The sequence below is a fragment of the Methylobacterium sp. SyP6R genome (assembly GCF_019216885.1).
GTDB lineage: Bacteria > Pseudomonadota > Alphaproteobacteria > Rhizobiales > Beijerinckiaceae > Methylobacterium.
Genome location: NZ_JAAQRC020000001.1, coordinates 6,252,797 through 6,269,221, shown reverse-complemented (window position 1 = coordinate 6,269,221; position 16,425 = coordinate 6,252,797). Strand labels below are relative to the sequence as shown.

The 16,425-nt window shown below is 68.9% G+C and carries 8 protein-coding genes; 4 read left to right on the top strand and 4 right to left on the bottom strand.

The window, feature by feature from the left end; translation table 11 throughout:
- Positions 1 to 309: 309 nt before the first annotated feature.
- The 4 genes from HBB12_RS28665 to HBB12_RS28650 form a co-directional block, all read right to left on the bottom strand.
- Positions 310 to 1,773: an HlyD family type I secretion periplasmic adaptor subunit gene (locus HBB12_RS28665; RefSeq protein WP_236992476.1), complete on the bottom strand. Its 1,464-nt coding sequence runs from the start codon at positions 1,771 to 1,773 to the stop codon at positions 310 to 312.
- Positions 1,770 to 3,908 (bottom strand): peptidase domain-containing ABC transporter, encoded by a 2,139-nt coding sequence (locus HBB12_RS28660; RefSeq protein ID WP_236992475.1) that lies wholly within the window; start codon positions 3,906 to 3,908, stop codon positions 1,770 to 1,772. The genes HBB12_RS28665 and HBB12_RS28660 overlap by 4 nt, the downstream gene beginning before the upstream one ends.
- Before the next feature lie 28 nt (positions 3,909 to 3,936).
- Positions 3,937 to 4,236 carry a hypothetical protein gene (locus HBB12_RS28655; protein ID WP_236992474.1) on the bottom strand — a complete coding sequence of 100 codons (300 nt, stop codon included), beginning with the start codon at positions 4,234 to 4,236 and terminating at the stop codon, positions 3,937 to 3,939.
- A gap of 204 nt (positions 4,237 to 4,440) precedes the next feature.
- Positions 4,441 to 8,898, bottom strand: coding sequence for a DUF4082 domain-containing protein (locus HBB12_RS28650; RefSeq protein ID WP_236992473.1), 4,458 nt, complete (start codon positions 8,896 to 8,898; stop codon positions 4,441 to 4,443).
- Positions 8,899 to 9,706: 808 nt separating this feature from the next.
- Between HBB12_RS28650 and HBB12_RS28645 the strand changes: the two genes are divergently transcribed.
- The 4 genes from HBB12_RS28645 to HBB12_RS28630 all read left to right on the top strand — a co-directional run bounded on the left by HBB12_RS28645 (position 9,707) and on the right by HBB12_RS28630 (position 16,187).
- Positions 9,707 to 11,143 carry a carbohydrate-binding domain-containing protein gene (locus HBB12_RS28645; protein WP_236992472.1) on the top strand — a complete coding sequence of 479 codons (1,437 nt, stop codon included), beginning with the start codon at positions 9,707 to 9,709 and terminating at the stop codon, positions 11,141 to 11,143.
- 331 nt (positions 11,144 to 11,474) lie between these two features.
- Positions 11,475 to 13,214 (top strand): type I secretion system permease/ATPase, encoded by a 1,740-nt coding sequence (locus HBB12_RS28640; protein WP_442919382.1) that lies wholly within the window; start codon positions 11,475 to 11,477, stop codon positions 13,212 to 13,214.
- Complete coding sequence (locus tag HBB12_RS28635; RefSeq protein WP_236992470.1) at positions 13,214 to 14,521, top strand: HlyD family type I secretion periplasmic adaptor subunit; 1,308 nt, start codon at positions 13,214 to 13,216, stop codon at positions 14,519 to 14,521. Before HBB12_RS28640 ends, HBB12_RS28635 begins: the two co-directional genes overlap by 1 nt.
- A gap of 580 nt (positions 14,522 to 15,101) precedes the next feature.
- Positions 15,102 to 16,187 carry an IS630 family transposase gene (locus HBB12_RS28630; RefSeq protein ID WP_236991000.1) on the top strand — a complete coding sequence of 362 codons (1,086 nt, stop codon included), beginning with the start codon at positions 15,102 to 15,104 and terminating at the stop codon, positions 16,185 to 16,187.
- Positions 16,188 to 16,425 lie beyond the last annotated feature (238 nt).

Sequence of the window (16,425 nt, the reverse complement as noted above, 5' to 3'; positions counted from 1 at the left end):
GGTAAAGCAGGTGCCGGGATGGTTTTTCTGAGCGGTTCGTCTTGAAGCCGAGTTGAGCAGATGGAGCTGTCGAAAGCTGAAACTGAGGACGAGATATCCTACCCTCCCACCTCATCCTGAGGTGTTGGCGATCGAAGATCGCACGCGATCGCAGATCGGCTGGCCTCGAAGGAGGGATCCAGAATTCGCCGAGATCCCCGGAGCCCTCCTTCGAGGTCAGTCCATCTTTGATGGACTGACACCTCAGGATGAGGTCGAGTGCGGGATCGGCTGCCTGTATTATCCACGCGCCAGCCCGGCCCGGGCCATTCACGGCTCCCGGATGCCCTCATCCGCCACCTGCATCAGCGGGTACAGGAAATACGCGATCACCCGTTTCTGGCCGACCCGGACCTCGCCCTGCAAAGCCATGCCGGGGATCAGGCCGGCGCCCGGGGGCAGGGCGCGCAAAGCCGTATCGTCGAGACTGATGCGGGCGCGGTAGAACAGGGCCGGCGGCTGGCCCGGGCCGGGATTGCCGCGGCCTTCCGCATCCGACGGGAAGGCGTCCCGGCTCACGGTGCGGACGTGCCCTGAGACCGTGCCGTGCTTCTGGAACGGGAAGGCGTCGAGCTTCACCCGGGCGGTCTGACCCGCCGCGACGTGGCCGATGTCGCGGGGATGGATCATCACCTCGGCCTCCAGCGGGCTTCCCGCCGGCACTAGGGTGAACAACGGCTCGGCCTGCTTGGCCACCGAGCCGGCGCCGCGTTGCGCGATGTCGAGGACGATGCCGTCGGCCGGCGCCGTCAGCGTCACGAGTTCGCGGCGCAGGGTCGCCTTGCGCAATTCCTCGGCCGCGACCGTGCGCTTCTCGCGGGCCTCCGCCAGAGCTTCGAGGATGGTGCGGCCGGTCTCGTCGAGAAAGGCCTGGCGCTGGGCGGTGGCCTTGGCGAGGTCGTGGCGTGCCTCCGTCTGTGCGCCGCGGGTGCGCACCAGGGAGGCCTCGACGTCGAGGCGGGCGTCGCGGGTCTGGAGCAGGTTGAGCTTCGAGCCGATCTGCTGCTCCAGGAGCGTGGTGCGCATCCCCTCGATCTCGCGCAAACCGTCGAGGCGGGCGAGCAGGACCGTCTCCTCGCGGCGGTTGCGGGCGAGGCTCGATTCGGCCCGGGCCAGCTCCTCGTCGAGGCCGCGCAGGCGGCTGTCGCGCAGGGCCCGGCGCTGCCTGGCGAGGCGGGCCTCCAGCGCCTGCTCGGGGCGCGTCAGGTCGAAGGCGGCATCCTTGTCCGCGTCCTCGGCTTCGAGCCGCCGCACCAGGGCCTCCGCCGCGGCGAGCCGGGCGGTGAGCTGCTGCACGTCGGCCTCGCTGAAGGTCGGATCGAGCACCGCCAGCGTCTCGCCGGCCCTGACCGACTGGCCGACCGCGACGGCGATCGAGCGGATCGCCGCCGTCTCGAGCGGCTGGACGACGATGTTCGGCACCGTGGTGACGAGCCGGCCCCGCGCACTGGCGATCTCGTCGATCTCCGACAGGCACGACCAGGCGACGCCGGTCGCCAGCAAAGCGGCGACCGCATAGAGCGTGGCGCGCGCGACGCGCGGCGGCGCCCGCTCCTCGACCGCCAGCGCGTCGGGTTGGAAATCCGAGACGACCGCCGGCCGGCGCCGGGCCGGCAGCATCACCACCTCGCCGCGGGGAGGCACCTTCTCGGGGGCCGGCCCTGAATCCGGGACGGAGGCGAGCGGCGGCCGGGCCGTATCGTCAGCGGTGTCCTGGGACTTGGGAGCGCTCATGCGGCCTGCCTCGTCTGCTGGTTCCACAGGTGGCGGTAGGTCGTGCAGGAGGTGAGCAGCTGGTCGTGGCGCCCGGTCGCGACGAGGCGGCCACCATCGATCACCAGGATCGCATTCGCGTCGACCAGGGTGGCCAGCCGATGCGAGACGATCAGCACCGTGCGGCCCCGGGCGATGCGGCGCAGGTTGCGCCGGATGATCGCCTCGCTGTCGGGATCGAGGGCGCTCGTCGCCTCGTCGAGGATCAGGAGCCGCGGATCGGTCACGAGGGCCCGGGCGATGGCGAGCCGCTGGCGCTGCCCGCCCGAGAGGTTGGAGGCGTTCTCCTCCAGCATCGTCTCGAAGCCGCGCGGCAGGCGCTCGATGAACTCGTCGGCCCCGGCGGCGCGGGCGGCCTCGGCGATCTCCTCGAAGCTCGCCGAGGGCTTGGCGGCCGCGATGTTCTCCCGCACCGTCCCGCGGAACAGGAAGCTGTCCTGAAGCACCACGCCGACCTGGCGGCGTAAGTGTGCGAGGTCGATCTCCCGGATGTCGTGCCCGTCGAGGCGCACCAGCCCCTGCTGCACGGGATAGAGCCGCTGGATCAGCCGGGTGATCGTGGTCTTGCCCGAGCCGCTGCGCCCCACCACCCCGACGATGCTGCCGGCCTCCAGCGTGAACGACACCGCATCGAGGGCCGGCGGCCGGTCCGGCCCGTAGGCGAAGCGGACATCCTCGAAGGTGATCTCGCCCCGGACCGGCGGGCACAGGCCGCGGCTCGGCCCCTCGGCTTCCGGCGCCCGGTTCATCACCTCGCCGAGCATCCGGACCGACAGCGCCACTTCCTGGTACTCGTGCGCCATGGTGAGCATCTGCACGAGCGGGCCCGAGACGCGGCCGGCCAGCATGTTGAAGGCGACGAGCGCGCCCACCGTCATCGAGCGGTCGAACACGTCGAGCGCGCCGAGCCCGATGATCGCGACGCTCGTGAGCTTTTCGAGGAGCCCGGTCACGGCCTGCGCGATGGCCGAGATCCGCTCGACGCCGTAGCGCATCTGCACGGCCTGGGCGGAGGCATCCTCCCATTGCCGGCCCTGCAGCGGCTCCATCGCCAGGGACTTGATGGTGCGCATGCCCTGGACCGATTCGACCAGCAGCGCCTGGCGCTCGCCCTCCGCGTCGTAGAGGGCCTGGAGCCGGCGCCGGAACGGCCCGATCAGGGCCGCGATGGTGAGCGCGACGAGACCCGTGAAGGTGAGCACCACGAGCGTCAGCTTCGGGCTGTAGAGCAGCAGCACCGGCACGAAGACCAGGAGCGAGCAGGCGTCGAGCGCTGTCGTCAGCAGCCGCCCGGTCAGGAATTCCCGCACCCGGGACGCCTGCTGCATGTGCTTGACCAGGATGCCCGCCGGCACCTGCTCGAAATGTGCGAGCGGCAGGCCGAGGAGATGCGCGAAGGTCTTCACCGCGACCCGGATGTCGATGCGGTTCGAGGCGTAGAGCAGCAGGTAGCGCCTCAAAAAAGTGAAGCAGGCCTCGAAGACCAGCGCCAGCACCACGCCGCCGGCGAGCACTGTGAGGGTGGCGTAGGATTCGTGGGTCAGCACCCGGTCGATGACGAGCTGCGAGAACAGCGGTACCGCCAGCCCGACGGCGTAGAGCGCCAAAGCCGCCACGATCACGTCGGAGAAGAGCCGGCGCTGGCGCAGGATCTCGGGGACGAACCACAGGAGACCGAACGGCCGGCGCCCGTCCGGCGTGCGCCGCCGCGCCTTCGGGCGCATCAGCAGCACCTCGCCGTCCCAGGCGGCGCAGAAGGCCGCCTCGTCGAGGAGGAACGGTTCGTGCCGGGCGGCCTTCGGGTCGAACACGACGAGGCGCGGCGCCTCGGCGTTCCGGTCGGTGCCGGTGACGACGACCCAGTTGCCGTTCCTGAGATGCGCCAGCGCCGGGAAGGCGCCGCCGAGATCGGTGAGGCTCGTAAACGACAGGCGGGTCCGGCCGGCCCGCAAGCCCACCTCCCGCGCCATCCGCGTCAGACGCGGGCTCGAGACCGCCTCGTCCCCCACCGCATAGGCGTGGGCGAGGCGTTCGACATCGAGGTCGACGCCGTGGTGGCGCGCGACGGCGACGAGGCAGTGCAGTCCGGTATCCACGGCGGCGCCCGAGTGTTTTTGGGAGGGATCAGGAGAAGTTCGGCGAGGTGTTGCGGCCCGGGCGGGCGCCTGCGAAGGGCACGGCCTCTTGCGGCGGCTTGCCCGGCTGGATCACGCCGGATTCGATCAGGCTGTTCTTGACCTGCTGCATCAGGTCGGCGGCATTGGCGAAGGCGTCGGCCGGCAGGATCAGGCGCTGGCGCAGGACCGGCACCGGGTTGCCGTGGATGTCGCGCTCGGACGGCGACAGGCTCATCAGGTCGACCCGGACGATTGACCCGGTCACGGTGATCTCGCTGATGCCGTCGGTGTAGGTTTCGTTGATCATTGTTGTGCTCCCCGTGCGATCGTCAGATCGCGGTGATGTTTTTTCAGGTCGTCCCACCCGTGACCTCATCCTGAGGTGTTAGTCGATCGAAGATCGACTAACCTCGAAGGAGGGCTCCAGTGATCGCAGGCCATCTGGGGCCCTCCTTCGAGGCTCACTTCGTTCGCACCTCAGGATGAGGTTGAGACTGGGTTCTCTGGATCGTTACGCCGCCGCCGACGGGTTGAAGACCACATCCACCCAGTAATTCGTCTTGTTGTAGGTGTTGGTCGGGAACAGGCTGGAACTGCCATAGGCGTAGACGCCGTTGGTCGTGGCCGGCGCGGTGAGCGGGCCGCTCGTCACCGCGTTGGCGAAGCCGTTCGCGGTCTGGGAGTAGCGGCCGACATTGGTGTGGTAGGACGCCGTGTAGGTGGCGCCCGCGGTGAGCGCGACCGGGTTCGAGAAGGTGGCGGTCTGCCAGCCACTCGCGGTCTCGTTGGTGAAGGTGGCGGTGGCGAGCTTCTGGCCGGTGCTCGACCACAGCGTGCCGGTATGGGTGCCGGTATCCTGGGTGCCCTTGTAGAACTTGATCGCGCTGACCGTGCCGGCGCTGGACGACTGGAACTGCACCCCGAGCTCGACCGGGTTGAGGTCGTTGGTATTGGTCGCTGCCGGCGTCGCGGACGAGGAAAACAGGCTGACTGCACCGGTGCTGGGCGCCAGCACCGTGAGCGCGACGCTCGCCGACGAGGTGCCGCCGCGCCCGTCCGAGATCGCGTAGCTGAAGCCGGCCGAGCCCGTGTAGTTGGTGGCCGGCGTGAAGGTGATGGTGGAGTTCGTGGTGTTGAGCGAGACGGTGCCGTTGGTCGCCCCGCTCACGCCGGTCACCGTCAGGGGATCGCCGTTGGGGTCGGTGTCGTTGGCGAGCAAGGTCGAAGTCGAGAAGGTGACGGGGGTGTTCTTCGTCACCGCCGGGCCGGTGTCGTTGACCGCGGTCGGCGCCTGGTTGGCGGCGTTGCCGTTCGGGTTGAAGACGACGTCGACCCAGTAATTGGTGCTTTGGTAGGTGTTGGTCGGAAAAAGGCTGGAGCCGCCATAGGCATAGACCCCGTTGCCGGCGGCCGGCGCGGTGAGCGGGCCGTTCGTCACCGCGCTCGAGAAGCCGTTGGCGGTGGTCGAGTAGCGGCCGGCATTGGTGTGGTAGGAGGCCGTGTAGGTCGCGCCGGGCGTCAGCGTCACCGGGCTCGAGAAGGTGGCCGTCTGCCAGCCGCTCGCGCTCTCGCCCGTGAAGGTCGCGGTGGCGAGCACCTGGCCGGTGCTCGACCACAGCGTGCCGGTATGGGTGCCGGTATCCTGGGTGCCCTTGTAGAACTTGATCGCGCTGACCGTGCCGGCACTGGAGGCCTGGAACTTCACGCCGAGCTCGACCGGGTTGGTGTCGTTGGTATTGGTCGCCGTCGGCGTCGCCGAGGACGAGAACAGGCTGACCGGGGGGCTGGTGCCGGGAGCCGAGACCGTGAGCGCCACGTTCGCCGAGGATGTGCCGCCGCGCCCGTCCGAGATCGCGTAGGTGAACCCGGCCGCACCCGTGTAGCCGGTCGTCGGCGTGAAGGTGATGGTGGCGTTGGTGGTGTTGAGCGAGACGGTGCCGTTGGTCGCCCCGCTGACGCCCGTCACCGTCAGGGTGTCGCCGTTCGGGTCGGTGTCGTTGGAAAGCAGCGTCGAGGTCGCGAAGGTGACGGCAGTGTTCTGCGGCACCGCCGGGCCGGTATCGTTGACGGCGGTCGGCGGCTGGTTGGCCGTGCCGGAGGACGGGTTGAACAGCACGTCGACCCAGAAATTGGTGTTGCTGAAGGTCTTGGTCGGGAACTGGCTCGTGCTGCCATAGGCGTAGACGCCGTTGCTGCCGCCGGCTGCCGAGAGCGGGCCGTTGGTGACCGTGTTGTCGAAGTAGTTCACGTCGCTCGAGTAATGTCCGAGCGTCGAGTAGTAGGAGGCGGTGTAGGTCGTGCCCGGGGTGATGGTGACCGGGTTCGAGAAGGTGGCGGTCTGCCAGCCGTCAGCGGTCTCGTTGGTGAAGGTCGTCGTGGCGAGCTTCTGCCCGGTGCTCGACCACAGCGTCCCGACATGGACCCCGCGGTCGAGGGTGCTCTTGTAGAAGCGGATGCCGCTGATCGTGCCGGCGGTGGAGCTCTGGAACTTCACGCCCAGTTCGACCGCCGAGCTGTCGACGGTGTTGGTGACCGTGGGCTTGGCGGAGCCCGGGAACAGGGTGAGGGAGGGGGACGCCGTCACCGTGAGGCTGCGCCCGGCGGACGGGGTCTCCAGGTTGACGCTGTCGTCGGTCGCCCGGGTGCGGATCTGGTAGGTGCCGGCGACCTGCGGCGCGAAGGTGTAGCTCCAGTTCTCGTCGCCGGTGGCGGCGCGCCAGGTGACGCCGTTGTCGGTCGAGACCTCTACGCCCGCGACGACCCCGCCGCCGGCATCACTGGCGGTGCCGGTGATGGTGACCGGGGTGAAGGCCGTCACGCTCGATCCCGTCGTCGGCGTGGTGATGGCCGAGGTCGGCGCGGTGTGGTCGGTCGAGGCGGTGGCGGGCTTGAGGTTCGGGTCGAGGGTGGCGGGCTGGATGCCCATATCGGCGAGCAGGTTGACCATCGCCTGCTGGATCCGCGGATCGGTCGGCGTCGCCTCGTTGTCGTGGTTGGCCGACAGGCCCCAGGACCAGTAGACGGTGCCGGCCCCGAAGACGAGGGCGCCGCTCGGCGCGCGGTAGAGCGTCAGGCTGTGGGTCGCCGTGCCCTTGCCGGTGGTGTTGCCGAAATCCTGGAGATAGGTCGTCTCGTCGATCGTCGTCGAGGACAGGCGCACCAGCCCGGCCGGCGCCGTGGCGTTGTCGGGCGCCTCGTCCCATTCGTAGCCGAGATAGTTCTTGTTGAGCGAGGCGGTCTGGCCCGGCTGCAGGTTGGCGACGCTGGTATTGCGCCAGAAGCGCAGGTTGGCGTCGTCGTACGGGACCTGAATGGTGTCGAGCACGTAGGCGTCGACCTGGAACATCGTGCCCGTCAGGGCATTCTCGGGTTTGTTGTTGCCGATCGTGCCGGCCGGCCCGCGGGGATCGCGCCAAGTGCCGGTCCACTGGTTGGTCGGGTCGAGGTTCTGGTTGTCGCTCCAGGTCTCCTTGTAGGAGACGAGGCTGCGGTACGGCGTGGCGTCGCTGCTGATGCTGTTGGAGAACCGCGTACGCCAATAGACCTCGTTGCCGCTCCAGAACGACAGGTTGACGCCGGCATCCCGTGCCGCCTCGACGTTGGCGCGCTGCGGGCCCGACCAATACTCGTCGTGGCCGACATCGAGGTACATCTTGTGGTTCAGGAGCAGGCTGCCGTATCGATCGGCATCGACGCCCGACATGTACGAGACGTCGTAGCCGTTCTGCTCCAGCCACATGATCGCCGGGAACTCGGCGCCGTAGATGTAGTCCTGAGGACCGGCCGCGAGGCCGCCGCCGCGGGTGGTGATCGGCCGGTTGTAGCTCACCGCATAGGCGCGGCCGGCGCCCTGGCCGGTGGCCGGGCCGTTGCCGCCGTAGAAGTTGGCTCCGCCCCAGGGATTGTAGGCCTGCCAGGTCTCGTCCGAGGTCTGGAAGATGATGTCGCTGTGGCTCGAATCGTCCCGGACGATGAACGGGATCTCGTTCTGTCCCGCCGTGCCGTCCTGGCGCGTCAGCTTGGCGATGTACACGCCCGAGACCGCATCGGTCGGGACAGTCCACGACGCCGAGACCGACCAGTTGCCGGCATCGACCATCCCGGTCGCCGCGTCGCGCAAGGGGTTCGGCTGGGTCTGCACCCCGGTATGCTGGATCGTGTCGATCTTGCGCGCGCCCAAGCCCCCGTAATAGCCGAGGCGATAGATGTCGATCCGGTAGTTGTTCGAGTTGGTGTTGATCTTGAAGTTGACCGTCTTGCCGACGTTGGTGCTGATGTCGGTGGCGAATCCCTCGATGTTGTCGTCGCCCGAGCCGTTGATGCCCCACTCGCTGACCGGGTTGCCGACCTTCTGGTTCTCCAGGACGATCTTGTTGGTGGTCGAGGCCGTCGCCGTCGTGGTGGCGCTCAGCGAGTTGGGGGCCAGGGTATTGGTGGTGGCGGTCTTCGTCGGGGCCACCGCGCTGGTGATCGGGCCGCTCAACGTCGCGATCTGGGACTTGGTCGGGCCGGTCGCGGCGGTCTCCGCCCCGCCGGGCAGGGTGGTGACGGCGCCCATCGGGGCGCTGCTGCCGTAGCCGGGCAACTGCCCGCTCGCCGACAGGATGGTGCTCGACGGCAGGTCGAGGATCCGGCTCGGGCAATTCACGTAGCCGCAGGTGCCGCAGCAGAAGATCGCGTTCGAGGCCGCGGCCGGACCCGGCTTTACTGTAAGGTCCTTGAGGGCCGGGGCGGGGGCGCCTGCGTCCGGCGTGCCGCTCGAACCGACCGGCGCCGCGCCGAGGAGCGCCGCGACCTTGCCGGCGGAGGCCGGATCCTCCGCTGCGCCCGTCCCGGTCGCACTCGTCTTGGCGGCCGGCTCGACCGCTCCGGGTGTCGAGGGCGATGCATTGCCGCCGGTCTGAACGGCGTTGAGCGCCGGATCGACGGTCGTCTCGTCGGAATAGAGCATGGCGTCTGCTTTCGACAAGAAAGATTCGCGGTGAACGGCAATGTCACACCTGTGCCTGGATTGTGGAAGGAGCCTTAAGCCCGCTGCGCACACAGCCTTTCGGTGCCGACGACAACTGTCGCCTACGCCTTTTGGCGGTGCTTCACGATTGGTCCGTGGGGTGTTTGTGTCGTCGGCCGTCCGCGCCGCGACAGGTCTGCGCGGCGCGAAGGATAGGGCGATTTTCGCAAGTCGTCGCAGGTATGGATTTCTGGTTTATCTTCGTGCCCGCAGTCATCGGGTCCGAGCCGATTGCCGGCGCCGTCGGACTGGACTGCCGGGATTCGATGCGCCGTCCAATCGACGTGCAGCTTCGCTGTCTTCAACACCGGCTCTGATCGCCGGCCGCCAAGCCATGTCCCCTATCGGGACGATCATTCATCTTATGTACGGCGTCAGATGGAGACGGCCAGACAGCTGGGCCGACCAATTCGCCCGCTCTCAATACGGCCGAGTTGCTGCACTGCATCACGAGCTTGAGAGTTGTCGCGCCGTATCTCTTGGCGCGGTGACAGCCGACAGCCGCACCGGCCGCCATTCACTGCGCAGATTTTATCGGCCAGCATCGGCGAATCACCGGGCCTGCCCGGCTCTCCGCCGAATCATTTGATAAAGTATCGCCAAGACTACATTCATTAACCTAGGCTTGACACCCGAACATTGCTACTTATTGTCCGCCTCGCACATCGGATCGGCTCCCGGTCGGGCGCTGATCTTCTCACGATGACGCACCGATGCCGCCGCGTCCTGCGGTCCGGCACCCGTTCCACAGATCTGGAAGTGATACATGGCTTATGAAACGGTCGCGCAGCCTTTTGCGCCGAGCAGCATTTGGAACACCCCGATTGGGTCGAACGCCCAGTTCCAGGCTGCATCCGGAGCGCAGACCGCCTCCATCCAGCACCAGGCCGGCGTGAACACCTGGATCGGCCAGGACGCGATTCCGATCTACCAGGCGACCGCGAGCGATCCGATCGCGACCTGGAACTACGACAGCCGCGGCACCAACGCCGACTGGACCTACGGCAACACCTCGTCGATGAACGGCAGCTTCCAGATGAAGACGCCGGCCGCCCTGCAATTCGCGACCGGCGACGGCTGGGCGATCGTCGTCTCGGAGGACGGCCAGCACTACATCGAGACCTGGCTCGGCTCGAAGACCGGCACCAACAGCTATCACGCCAATTACGTCGTCGAGAACACCCTGACGGGTGACGGCATCGCCAACGTGCCGGGCGCGCACGAGGGCATCCGCGCCGCCGGCATGTCGCTGATGGGCGGCATCGTCCAGAAGTCGGACCTCGATGCGGGCCACATCGACCACGCCGTGGCGATGGCGATCTCGACGACCCAGGCCGGCTCCGCCAAGACCCCCTATGTCTGGCCGGCGACCTCCGCCGACGGCTTCAGCAGCAGCTACTCGGGCTCGATCCCGCTCGGCTCGCTGTTCGCGATCCCCAAGGACGTCGACCTGACCAAGATCGGCATCACCACGGCCGAGGGCATGGCCCTGGCCAAGGCCTACCAGGATTACGGCGGCTACGTCACCGACACCGCCGGCCCGAACACGATGCAGCTCGCCTACCTCCAGACCGGCGTGAGCCAGCAACAGGCCGACAACCTGTTCAAGGACATGGATGCCATCCGCTCGCATATCGAGCTGGTGACGAACAACACCGCCGCGACCCCGGCGGGCGGCGGCGACCACACGGTGACCGGTTCGACGACCACGACCGCCCCGGCCCCCACCACGACGACCCCCGCGCCCACGACCACCACCACGGCGCCGGCCCCCACCACGACGACGGACACGTCGCACCCCACCACGACGACCGGCAGCACGACCGGCACCACCGCGCAGCCGAGCGTCAGCCTCGGCAGCGGCTCCGACCAGCTGCTGCTCAAGATCAGCCAGGACGCCTATAACGGCAACGCGCAGTACACCGTCTCGGTGGACGGCAAGCAGATCGGCGGGGTCCAGACCGCGCAGTCCCTGCACAGCGCCGGCAAGTCCGACCTGATCTCGGTGCGCGGCGACTGGGGCCAGGGCGACCACGACGTGGCGGTCAAGTTCCTGAACGACGCCTGGGGCGGGACGGACGCGAAGGACCGTAACCTCTACGTCGACAGCGCCACCTATGACGGCCACGACGTGTCGAGCGCGCACCTGACGCTGGCGAGCAACGGCGCCAAGCACTTCACCTTCCACGACTACCTCGTCTGAGGGGCGTGACGGCCCCGCCCGCTCAACCGGCGGGCGGGGCCTTCGTGCGTCCCTCTCGCATCCGCTGCGCCGCCTGCCCCGATCCGGGCCCGTTGCCGCGCGCCGCCGAACGGAGCCCAGCCACCCCGTGACATCCCTCGACTCGCCTTTCTCCCTCGCCGTCCGGCGCGCCCGCAACCTGACCGCGCCGGCCCTGGACCGGCTGCGCGGCCGCTTCGCCCCCGCCGGGCAAGCCGAGCCCGGACCAGCGGTGCCCGGCGAGGACGGCTTCCGCCAGGACGCCCTGACGGCCTTCGGCCTCGGGCGGTCCCGGGCCGCCTCGGCCCCGCCGATGGTCGCGGCCCTGGCGCGGCTGCGCCACGTCATCATCGGCGTCGCGGCGCTCAGCGGCGCCGTGAACCTGCTGGCGCTCGCCGGCTCGTTCTACATGCTCGAAGTCTACGACCGGGTGATCCCGAGCCGCAGCGTGCCGACGCTGGTGGGCCTGAGCCTGATCGTGCTGGTGCTCTATCTGGGCCAGGGCTACTTCGACCTGATCCGGTCGCGCCTGCTGCTCCGCGCCGGCAAGGCGTTCGACGAATCCTTGAGCCGGAACGTCTTCCGCGCCGTCGTCACCCTGCCGTTGCGCGGCCGGGCGGAGGCCGACGGCCTCAGGCCGATGCGCGACCTCGACCAGATCCGCTCCGCGCTGGCCGGCGGCGGCCCGGGGGCTTTGTTCGACCTGCCCTGGGTCCCGGTCTATCTCGGCCTGCTCTTCGCCTTCCACGTCTGGATCGGCTTCACCGCGCTCCTCGGGGCGCTCGCGCTCGTCGGTCTGACGGCGCTCGCCGAGATCCTGACCCGCCACCACGCCCGCGACGCCCGCGAGGCCGCGGCCGCCCGCGGCTTCGTCGCCGAGGCGAGCCGGCGCAACGCCGAGACCGTGCGGGCGATGGGCATGGAGCCCGACCTCGCCGGCCTCTGGACCCGGGTCAACGCCGCCTCGCACGCCACCCAGGAGCGCACCGCCGAGATCACGGGGGCGATCCACAACACCTCGAAGGTGCTGCGGGTGATCCTGCAATCGGCGGTGCTCGGCGTCGGCGCCTTCCTGGTGATCCGCCAGGAGGCCACCGCCGGCGTCATCATCGCCGGCTCGATCCTGAGCGCCCGGGCGCTGGCGCCGATCGACCAGGCGATCGGCTACTGGAAGACCTTCTCCGCCGCCCGCGAATGCTGGCGCCACCTCGGCGCGGCCTTGAACGCGGCCGGCGCGGAGCCGGAGGGCCTGACCCTGCCGGCGCCGCGCGAGGCGCTCACCGTCGAGCAGGCGAGCGTCGGCCCGCCCGGCGGGCAGCGCCTCACCGCCCTCGACGTCAGCCTGTCGCTCACCGCCGGGCAGGGGCTCGGCATCGTCGGCCACAGCGCCTCGGGCAAGTCGTCGCTTGCCCGGCTTATCGTCGGGATCTGGCCGGCGGCTCGCGGCGCGGTGCGCCTCGACGGCGCCCGCCTCGACCAGTGGCGGCCGCAGGATCTCGGCCGCCATGTCGGCTACCTGCCGCAGGAGGTCGAGCTGTTTCCCGGCACCGTGGCGGCCAACATCGCGCGCTTCCGGCCGGGGGCCGAGGCCGACGGGATCATCGCGGCGGCCAAGGCCGCCCGGGTCCACGACCTGATCCTCGCCCTGCCCGAGGGCTACCAGACCCAGATCGGCGAGCGCGGCGCGCTGCTGTCGGCCGGCCAGCGCCAGCGCCTGGCTCTCGCCCGCGCCCTCTACGGCGATCCCTTCCTGGTGGTGCTCGACGAGCCGAACTCGAATCTCGACCAGGAGGGCGAGGCGGCGCTCACCGAGGCGATCGCCGGGGTGCGGGCCCGTGGCGGCATCGTGGTGGTGGTCGCCCACCGGCCGAGCGCGCTGGCCGCGCTCGACCAGGTGATGGTGATGGCCCATGGCCGCGTCCAGGCGCTCGGCCCCCGCGACGAAGTCCTGCCCGCCCTCAACCGGCCGCGCCCGATGCAGCCGATGCACGCCGGCTCGGCGAGCTTCGCGCCCGGCTTCACCCTCAAGGTCGCCCAGGGAGGGCGCGCGTGATGAGCCCGATCACCCCCGAGACCCAAGCCTCGATCCGCCGCCACCTGCTGGCCAGCGCGATCGGCGGTGCCCTCCTGTTCGTCGGTGCCGGCGGCTGGGCCGCAACGGCCGAGTTCTCCGGCGCCGTCGTCACCGCCGGCTCGCTGGTGGTCGAATCCGACGTCAAGAAGGTGCAGCACCCGACCGGCGGCGTCGTCGGCGAGCTGAAGGTGAAGAACGGCGACCGGGTCTCCGCCGGGGACGTGCTGCTGCGCCTCGACGAGACGGTGCTGCAAGCCAACCTCGCCATCGTCACCCGCTCGATCGACGAAGCGACCGCCCGCCGGGCCCGCCTCGACGCCGAGCGCGACGGCGCCGCCGACGTCGCCTTCCCGGCCGAGCTGATGGGCCGGTCCGCCGATCCGGTGGTGGCCAGCCTGATGCACGGCGAGCGCCGCCTGTTCCAGACCCGGGCGAGCGCCCGCGAGGGCCAGAAGTCGCAGCTTGCCGAGCGCGTCGGCCAGCTCGACGAGCAGATCCGCGGCCTCGACGAGCAGATCGCCGCCAAGGTCCGGGAGATCACCCTGATCGAGCGGGAGCTCGGCGGGGTGCGCGACCTGTGGGAGAAGAAGCTGGTGCCGATCCAGCGGGTGAGCGCGCTCGAACGCGACCTCGCCCGGCTCGAGGGCGAGAAGGGGACGCTGGTCTCCACCATCGCCCAGGTGCGCGGCCGGATCACCGAGACGCGGCTGCAGATCCTGCAGATCGACCAGGATCTGCGCACCGAGGTCGGCAAGGAGCTCGCCGAGATCCGCAGCAAGGTGTCGGAATATGCCGAGCGGCGCATCACCGCCGAGGACCAGCTGCGGCGGGTCGAGATCCGCGCGCCGCAGGACGGCCTCGTCCACCAGCTCGCGGTCCATACGGTCGGCGGCGTGGTGGCGCCCGGCGCCGAGATCATGCAGATCGTGCCGACGGCCGATCACCTGACCGTCGAGGCGAAGCTCGCACCGCAGGACATCGACCAGGTCCATGTCGGGCAGGCGGCGTCGCTGCGATTCTCGGCCTTCAACCAGCGCACCACGCCGGTCGTCATGGGGACGGTCTCGCGGATCTCTCCGGACCTGACCACCGATCCGCGCACCGGCCAGAGCGCCTACACCACCCGCGTCGCGGTGTCCGACGCCGAGATGAAGCGCCTCGGCGCGGTGCGCCTCACCCCCGGCATGCCGGTCGAGGCCTTCATCCAGACAGAAAGCCGCACGGTGCTGAGCTTCTTCACCAAGCCGCTCGCCGACCAGGTCGCGCGCGCCTTCCGGGAAAAATGAGGGCGAGGCCCGTCCCCCCGGGACGGGCCTCGCTTGATGTCTCGTCAGCCCCCGATGGCGCCGGAGGCGCCGACCACGGCCACCACCAGCCCGCAGGCCAGGACACCGATCATCGCGTAGGTGATGGTCTTCAGCATCGAAGGTCCTCGTAGTCCCGGGATGAGTGGAGCCCGCTGCATTGCAAAGGACGCGCCAGCGCGTCCTCGGCGGCGGGCGGCTCCGGGATAGAACCACGAACCCAGCGGAAGGTTCACCGCATCGCACAAATCCCGCATGCCCGATTGAGACGGGGGCGTCGGATTTGTGCGGTGACGCACGTCGTGGGTGGAGTCTCGACGCCCGCGCGCACAGACCCTCCCCCCTCTGCGGGGCTAGCAGCCTGTCGGATTGGCGCTAAAAATCACCTGTTAGCGCAATAAATGAATGCAAGCGAACATGACATAGAATTATTATTGCCATTCTATCCGGTTTTGTGAATTTTTATTACGTTTTGCGTCCCAATCCGACAGGCTGCTAGTGTCCTGGCACTAAAGTTCGGCGACGAACGTTGTAGGGGAGGATCCTGCCACGGAGGGCACCGATGCCTCGTCCCCTGCCTGCGGTCAACCTGAGCCCGGCCGAGCGCGGCGCCCTGGAGAAATGGGCGGAGCGTCGCAAGACCGCGCAAGGCCTGGCCACGCGTGCCCGCATCCTGCTGCTGGCCGACGAGGGCGCCTCCAACAAAGCCATCGCGGCCGATCTCGCCCTCGATCCGGCGACTGTCAGCAAGTGGCGCAACCGCTTCCTGCGCGACCGCGTCGAGGGGCTCTACGATCAACCCCGCAGCGGCGCTCCCCGTCGCATCGACGATGACGCGGTCGAGGCCCTCGTGCTCGACACCCTGGAACGCAGGCCCGAGGGCGCCACGCACTGGAGTTCGCGCCTGATCGCCAAACGCCACGGCCTCTCCCACACCAGCGTCCAGCGCATCTGGCACGCCTTCGGGCTCAAGCCGCACCGCACCAAGACCTTCAAGCTCTCCACCGACCCCGACTTCGTCGGCAAGGTCCGTGATATCGTCGGGCTCTACCTCGATCCGCCGACCCGTGCCGTCGTGCTGTGTGTCGACGAGAAGAGCCAGATCCAGGCGCTCGATCGGTCGCAGCCCGTGGTACCGCTCCAGCCGGGCGACATCGAGCGGCGCACCCACGACTACAAGCGCCATGGCACGACGTCCCTGTTCGCCGCGCTCGACATCGCCACCGGGCGGGTGATCGGGCAGTGCCAGCCGCGCCATCGCGCCAGCGAGTTCCTCACCTTCCTCGACACGATCGAGGTCAACGTGCCCACCGATCTCGACGTGCATCTGGTGATGGACAACTACGCCACCCACACCACGCCCGAGGTGCGGGAGTGGCTGGCACGCCGGCCGCGCTGGCAGGTGCATCACACGCCCACCAGCGCCTCCTGGCTCAATCAGATCGAACGCTTCTTCGCCCTGCTGACCGAGCGTGAAATCCGGCGCGGCGTCTATCGCAGCGTCGAGGACCTGGAGCAGGCGATCAACGCCTTCCTGAAAGCGCACAACGCCGATCCCAAGCCGTTTCGTTGGACCAAGTCCGCCGAACAGATCATCGCCTCGGTCGAGCGCTTCTGCCTCCGAACCGCGCAGCTCGCGGACACATAACCTCGTTCATTGCCGAACTTCAGTGCCAGGACACTAGCGGATTCACACTTCTCCCCTGAATGCTAACCCATTGAAGGTAAGCGCGCTTTCCTCTCCCCCTTGTGGGGAGGGGCTAGGGGTGGGGGTGGTGCAGGAGGCACCGCCGAGTCTCCTCCGGCACCACCCCCACCTCCAACTCCTCCCCACAAGGGAGAGGAGAGGCGCTCTACTTTCAAAGGGAGAAGCGTTCAAACCGAGA

Bases quoted from the DNA above. Each gene is read 5' to 3' on its own strand.
- HBB12_RS28665 (WP_236992476.1), bottom strand. From the start codon at position 1,773: ATGAGCGCTCCCAAGTCCCAGGACACCGCTGACGATACGGCCCGGCCG.
- HBB12_RS28655 (WP_236992474.1), bottom strand. From the start codon at position 4,236: ATGATCAACGAAACCTACACCGACGGCATCAGCGAGATCACCGTGACC.
- HBB12_RS28645 (WP_236992472.1), top strand. From the start codon at position 9,707: ATGGCTTATGAAACGGTCGCGCAGCCTTTTGCGCCGAGCAGCATTTGG.
- HBB12_RS28640 (WP_442919382.1), top strand. From the start codon at position 11,475: ATGGTCGCGGCCCTGGCGCGGCTGCGCCACGTCATCATCGGCGTCGCG.
- HBB12_RS28635 (WP_236992470.1), top strand. From the start codon at position 13,214: ATGAGCCCGATCACCCCCGAGACCCAAGCCTCGATCCGCCGCCACCTG.
- HBB12_RS28630 (WP_236991000.1), top strand. From the start codon at position 15,102: ATGCCTCGTCCCCTGCCTGCGGTCAACCTGAGCCCGGCCGAGCGCGGC.